This is a genomic window from Methylobacterium sp. WL116 (genome assembly GCF_008039455.1).
In the GTDB taxonomy this organism is placed as follows: Bacteria; Pseudomonadota; Alphaproteobacteria; order Rhizobiales; family Beijerinckiaceae; genus Methylobacterium.
On the sequence record NZ_VRUV01000550.1, the window covers coordinates 1 to 2,873 of the forward strand.

The window sequence follows — 2,873 nt, forward strand, 5'->3', positions numbered from 1 at the left end:
GGGTTCCGTTCCGACGCGGTTCCGGCTAGGCATCGCGCGAGCGGATCCCCGAGGGGGCGACGGGGATGCGCTGGCGGGTGATGCGCTCGATGTCGCGCAGGTACGCCTTCTCCTCGTCGTTGCAGAACGAGATCGCGAGCCCGTCCGCGCCGGCGCGCGCGGTGCGGCCGATGCGGTGGACGTAGCTCTCGGGCACGTTCGGCAGGTCGAAGTTGACGACGTGGCTCACCGCCTCGACGTCGATGCCGCGCGCGGCGATGTCGGTCGCCACCAGCACGCGGCACTGCCCGTCCTTGAAGGCGGCCAGCGCGCGCTCGCGCTGCGGCTGGGACTTGTTGCCGTGGATGGCGGAGGCCGCGGTACCAACCTTCTCGAGGCCGCGCACGACGCGGTCGGCGCCGTGCTTGGTCCGGGTGAAGACCAGCACGCGCTCGATCTTCGGATCGCGCAGGATGTGGGCGAGCAGCGCCTGCTTGGCGCCGGTATGGGCGAAGATCACCTGCTGCTCGACGCGCTCGGCGGTGGTGGCCACCGGCGTGACGGCGACCTGGACCGGATCGCGCAGGTACTGGTCGGCGAGGCCGGCGATGTTCTTCGGCATGGTCGCCGAGAAGAACAGGCTCTGGCGCTTGGCCGGCAGCATCTTCACGATGCGCTTGAGCGCATGGATGAAGCCGAGGTCGAGCATCTGGTCGGCCTCGTCGAGGACGAGGATTTCGACGCCTTCCAGCGTCAGCGAGCGGCGGTCGACGAGGTCGATCAGCCGGCCCGGGGTGGCGACGAGGATGTCGACGCCCGGCGCCAGCGCCCGCTCCTGGCGGCCGATGGTGACGCCGCCGAACACGACGGTGTTGGTCAGCGGCAGGTGCCGGCCGTAATCGGAGAAGCTCTCGGCGATCTGGTTGGCGAGCTCGCGGGTCGGCGAGAGCACCAGCACCCGGCAGCCGCGACGCGGCGCATGGCGCTTCTCGAGGCTCAAGCGGTGCAGGATCGGCAGGGCGAAGGCGGCGGTCTTGCCGGTGCCGGTCTGGGCGATGCCGCAGAGGTCGCGGCCTTCCATCGCCGGGCGGATCGCCTGCGACTGGATCGGGGTGGGGGTGTGGTAGCCGGCCTCTTCGAGCGCCTTCAGCACGGGCTGGGCGAGGCCGAAATCGGTGAACTGGGTCAAGGTGTTACTTCTCAGGCAGCCGGATCGCGAGCGCGGGCCCGGCTCGTGTCGAGCGGCGCCGCCAAGTACGGAGAGAGGTGCGATCCGTAGAGCAGGAGGCTGCCCGCGTGATGGGGCGGCCCGGGTGCATGCACGTTATGAAGAGAGGGGCCGGACATTCGGAGAGGCGCGATCCGCGCCGTCCCTCGTATCCGTCACGCAGCCCTCTCAGGCGGACCCGTCTGTCGGCCGCTGACGCTGCCCTCGGGCTATGCGCCTTCGCGGTTGCGAAGTCAACGGCCGGTCAACCGTCGCCGCATTGCGGGATGGACGCGGCGCCACGGCCGGTGCAGCGTCCGCCGATGCCGTCCCGTCTCCCCGCCCGCCCGCTCGCCCGAGCCATCCCGCACCAGAGCGGATCGGTCCCGTTCCGGGGGCACCGGGCCGTCCGGCCGCCCGGCGGTCGCGGATGATCGCCCACCACACCGCGATCTACGTCGGCTCCCGCGGCTTCGCCGCAGCGATCAACCTCGGTTCGGTCGCGGTGTTCACGCGTCTCGCGCCGCCGGAGAGCTACGGCACCTACCTCTACATCCTGTCCTGGTCGCTGGTGCTCTACGGAGCCACCTGCCAATGGCCGAAATTCGCGTTCTTCGCGCTGTACGACGAGGCGAGCGAGGGCGCGCAGGTCGGGACGGTCCTGCGCATCCTGCTGTGCACGCTGGCGCTGGCGGCGATCGGAAGCGCGCTCGCGGTGGCGCTTCACGTCGTGTCGCCGCGGCTCGCGGCGGCGATCGTCGCGCTCGCCTTCGGCACGACCCTGTTCGAGGGCGCCACCGAGATCGCGCGCACACGGCTGCAGGCCGTCGCGGTGGCGATGTCGGTCGTCCTGCGCGGAATCCTGATCCTCGGCCTCGGCAGCGCGGTGCTGATGGTGTCGGGCGACGCCGTCCATCTCGCGCTGGCCGTGGCGACCGCCTACGCGCTGTCGTCGATCCCGGCCGCCGCGACGGTGGTCCCGCTGATGCCGGGCCGCGGCAGCCGGGCGGAGGCGCTGCGCCTCATCGCCTACGGCTGGCCGCTGGTGCTGTCCTTCGGCATCGCGGCTCTGGCCCAGGTGGTCGACCGGCTGATCATCGTGAAGACCGTCGGGCCGGAGCATCTCGGCGCCTACGGCGCGATCGCCGACTTCCTGAAGCAGAGCTTCGTCGTGTTCGGCGAGGCGCTGGCCCTCTCGCTGATCTCGATCGCCAAGCGCGAGGCGCGCGCCGGGGGGATGCCGGCAGCGACCGCGGTGCTGTGCGACGCCGCCCGCGCGATGGCGCTGGTCGCGGCCTTCGGCGCCGCGTTCTACCTCAACTTCGACGGGGTCGTCGTCTCGGTCCTGCTCGGGCCGGACTATCGCGACCAGGCGCGGGCGCTGGCCCCGGTGCTGATCCTGGCCAGCGTGCTGATGATGTTCCGCGCCTACTATTTCGGGCAGATCATCTACTTCACGCAGTCGAGCCGCCTCGAGGCCGTGGCCTCGACGGCGACCCTGGTGACGGTGAGCGTGCTCTCGCTGGCGCTGATCCCGCATCTCGGCGTCGCCGGCGCGGCGATCGCCTTCGCGGCGGGTCAGGCCGCGGCCTGCCTCGTGTTCATCCTCGGGGCGAACCGGCACGGGTCCGGCCTGCCGGCGATGCCGCTTCCGCTGGCCGACATCGCCGGCAGGCCGGACCCGTGC

At 71.5% G+C, this 2,873-nt stretch carries 1 protein-coding gene and 1 pseudogene; one reads left to right on the forward strand and one right to left on the reverse strand.

Features of this window, described 5'->3' with window-relative positions:
• Positions 1-58: 58 nt before the first annotated feature.
• Positions 59-1,168, reverse strand: a pseudogene (locus FV223_RS24310) (DEAD/DEAH box helicase); the annotation flags it as partial.
• A 448-nt stretch (positions 1,169-1,616) separates the two neighbouring features.
• Between FV223_RS24310 and FV223_RS24315 the strand changes: the two are divergent.
• Positions 1,617-2,873 (forward strand): oligosaccharide flippase family protein (locus FV223_RS24315; RefSeq protein ID WP_147729378.1); only part of this gene is annotated, 1,257 nt, incomplete at its 3' end.